Source organism: Pseudomonas sp. S32 (assembly GCF_016648095.1).
Taxonomy (GTDB): Bacteria; Pseudomonadota; Gammaproteobacteria; order Pseudomonadales; family Pseudomonadaceae; genus Aquipseudomonas; species Aquipseudomonas parafulva.
Genome location: NZ_JACVVF010000097.1, coordinates 1 through 3773 on the forward strand (window position 1 = coordinate 1; position 3773 = coordinate 3773).

2 protein-coding genes are annotated in these 3773 nt (G+C 64.7%); both read left to right on the forward strand.

Going from position 1 to position 3773, the window contains the following annotated elements; all coding sequences use genetic code 11:
• Window positions 1-2071, forward strand: a 2071-nt coding sequence (locus tag IAE38_RS23580) for a beta strand repeat-containing protein (RefSeq protein WP_442968336.1), incomplete at its 5' end; no start/stop codon positions are given.
• A gap of 50 nt (window positions 2072-2121) precedes the next feature.
• On the forward strand, window positions 2122-3597 hold the full coding sequence (locus IAE38_RS23585) for a TolC family protein (protein ID WP_201219579.1): 1476 nt from the start codon (window positions 2122-2124) through the stop codon (window positions 3595-3597).
• Window positions 3598-3773: the final 176 nt, after the last annotated feature.

Below are 3773 nucleotides of genomic sequence, written 5' to 3' on the forward strand. Positions count from 1 at the left end.
CACTAACGCATTGGTGTTCCGCATGATCGTCGCCAACGGCCAACTGGACACCAACGGCGTGGCGTTGGGCAACAGCATCCAGCTCAACGGCGCGACCTTGCGCGATGCTGCCGGCAACGACGTCAACCTCACGTTGAACAACGTAGCCAGCACCGCTGGCGTGCAGGTGGATGCGGTCGTGCCGGTGGTGGAGTCAGTCGCGGTACCGGCAGGCGGTAGCTACAAAGCCGGTGACGTGCTCGGCTTTACCGTCAACACCAGCGAAGGGGTAGTGGTGGACACCAGCACCGGTACGCCACGGCTAGCCCTGACCGTGGGCGGGGTTACACGCTATGCCACCTATGTGTCTGGCGCAGCCAACGGCGCGTTGGTGTTCCAGTACACCGTGCAGGCCGGCGACACAGCCAGTGGCGGCATCGCCGTCAGCGGCAGCCTCGACCTCAATGGCGGTTCCATCAAGGATGCCGCGGGCAATGCCCTGAACCTCAATCTGGGCGCTGTGGGCAATACCGGTAACGTGCTGATCGACACCAGCGCACCTACCGCCACCAACATCACCCGCGTCGATATCACCCCTACCAATGCCAGCAGCCTGCGCTACACCGTCACCTTCGACGAGTCGGTGACCGGTGTGGATAGCGCCGATTTCGCGTTGGCCCTGACCGGCAGCGCCAGTGGGCGCATCGCTTCGGTCACCCGTATCGATGGCCGTACCTACCTGGTGGTGGTGGACAACCTGTCCGGCGCCGGCACGGTGCGGCTCGACCTGAGCGCCAGCAACACGGGTATTACCGATGGGGTGGGCAACCCGATCAACGGTGGCCTGCAGGGCAGTACCTACAGCCTCGATCGGGTTGCGCCCTTGGTCACCAGCGTCAGCGTACCGGCACCCGGCGCCTACACCGCAGGCAATACCCTGGACTTCACCGTCAACACCGATGAAGCGGTACTGGTCGACAACGGCAATGGCAACCCGCGCCTGGCCATCACCCTCGATAACGGCCGGGTGGTGTACGCCGACTACCTGTCGGGGTCTGGTACCACCGCCTTGACCTTCCGCCTCACTGTCACCAGCGGTATGGCCGGCAACAGCACCTTCGCGGTCGCGCCGCAGATCGACACCAACGGCGGTAGCCTGAGCGACGAGCGGGGCAACCAGGCCAATACCGGCCTGAACAATGTGGGCGACACCCGCGGCATTCTGGTCGACGCCAAGGCACCACGCCCAATTGGCATCGTGCTGGATGGCCCGGTGCAGCCGACTGACACCACCCTCAGCTTCACGCTGACGTTCGACGAAGCGGTCAGCGGCGTGGATGCCGATGATTTCTCGGTGCTCGGTACCGGGTCTGCCAGTGGCGTGGTGCAGTCGGTTCAGCAGGTCGACGGGCGCACCTACCGCATTCTGGTCGGCGGCCTGCGCGGCCAGGGCGCATTGGCCCTGAGCCTCAACGCATTGAACAGCGGCATTCAGGATGCGAGCGGCAATGCCCTGGCAGTGTCGCTGGTTGGCCAGGCGCAGAGCCTGCAGGCCCAGGAGGTTGGCGACCTGGAGTACCGCCTGAACCCGCCGCAGCTCGTCGTAGAAACGCAACAGGCGGTGGTTCAACCGCAGGTAATCAGCCCGGTGCAGAACAGCGGCGTATCGCCGCTGTTGCCAGGGTCGTTGTTCGACGTGCGCAGCGTGGGCGGTGATTTGCAGCCACTGGGCACCATCTTCCTCGGCAACGCTGCTAGCGCGCCCAGCTTCATCGCCCAGGTGTTCGGCAGCAGCGACAGCAGCCTGAGCGGGCAGGGCGGCTTGTCTGGCTTTGCCAACGCGGGCAGCAGTGTGTTCGGCAGCAGTACGCTGTCGGCCATCTTCAGTCACCAGGTGCCGGGTGTCAGTGAAATGAACGTGTTCAACGGCAGCCAATGGCGGCCGGCAGAAATCAGCCAAGGCTTGCGCGGCGTGTTCGGCGCGCCAAGCCTCACTCAGCAACTGCAACAGCTGGACGAAGCCGAGCAGCGCCATGTGCGCGAACTGGCCCAAGCCCTGGCGCAACCGGCACAGATCGGGAAACAGGCATGAAGCACAGCACAACACTTGAAAAAAGAGCCGTACCAGGGGGCGGCCCAAGGATGAAAAAAAGCCACACACTGTTTGCCGCCAGCCTGCTGGCGCTGACCATCAGCGGATGTGCCGTGACCAGCCAGCCGATCGACCGCAGCGCCAGCGAGACGCGCGCGCGCACCGACCTGGCCAGCATGTTCAAGGAACAGGAGCCCCTTAGCGGGCCCCTGACCCTGCACCAGGCCATGGCCCGTGCGGTGAAGTACAACCTCGAGGCGCGCCTGAAGGTGATGGAAGAGGCCCTGGCCAAGCGCCAGGTCGACCTAGCCCAGTTCGATATGCTGCCACGCATGGCGCTGGACGCCGGTTACGCGGGGCGCAACAACGTCGGCGCTTCCAGCAGCCAGAGCATCCGTACCGGCACCCAGTCCCTGGAACCGTCTACCTCCCAGGACCGTGACCGTGACGTGGCCGACCTGACCATGGTGTGGAACGTGCTGGACTTCGGTGTCAGCTACGTCAGCGCCAAGCAGCAGGCCGACCAGCGCCTGATCCTTCAGGAGCGCAAGCGCAAGGTCATCCACACCATCACCCAGGACGTGCGCTCGGCCTACTGGCGCGCGGTGGCAGCCCAGCGCTTGCTGAACCAGATCGACAGCCTGATGGGGCGCATCAACCAGGCCCGCGACAACAGCCAGCGCATGACCGCGCAGCGTGTCGGGGACCCGGTGCAGACGCTGAGCTACCAGCGTGCCCTGATCGAGGCCACCCGCCAGCTCGAAGAGCAGCGCCGTGCGCTGTCCCTGGCCAAGACCGAGCTGGCTGCGTTGGTCAACTTGCCGCTGAATACCGATTTCACCCTGGCGCCGGAGCAGGGCTACGTAGTGCCTGAGTTCCACGGCGATTTCAGCAAGCTCGAGGAGCAAGCGCTGGCCAACCGCCCGGAACTGCGCGAGCAGGACTACCAGGCCCGTATCAGCGCGGCTGAAACCCGCAAAGCCATGCTGCGGATGTTGCCTGGCCTGGAGTTCTCGCTGGGTGGCCATTACGACAGCAACTCGTTCCTGGTTAACCAGAGCTGGGCCGACTACGGCGTCAAGGTCACCTGGAACCTGTTCAATGTGCTGTCCGGGCCAACGGCGATCAAGGTCGCCCAGGCCGGCGAAGACGTGGCGGCGGCGCGCCGCCAGGCGATGTCGATGGCGGTGCTGGCGCAGCTGTACGTGGCCAATGCCAACTTCAACGAGTCGGTGCGTCAGTTCCGCACCAGCGAAGAGCTGGCGCAGCTCGATGGGCAAATCGCCGATCAGTTGCGCAACCGCTACCAGACGCAGAACATTGGCGAGCTGGAACTGATCCAGGGTGAGCTGAACAACCTGCAGACCCAGCTCAAGCGGGACCTGGCGTACGCTGAGTTGCGCAACGCCTATGCGCAGTTGTATGTCAGCTCGGGCGCGGACCTGTTGCCTGACAGCCTGCCGGACAGCAACCTGCAGACCCTGGCCACTGCCCTGCAGAACGGCGAAGCCAACTGGAACCGCTGAGGCCTTTGGCCGTGCCGGGTTGACCGGTACGGCGCAACTGGGTCTGGCACTGCGCTTTTTCCAGTTCCAGCACAACGGTGCTCCATCGATGAATGTGGGGGGGCGGAGGTGTTCGCCTCAACAGTTGCAGCGCCTGGGAGATCGAGCGCCGCCCGCGCGGCGCATCGCGAGCTTTG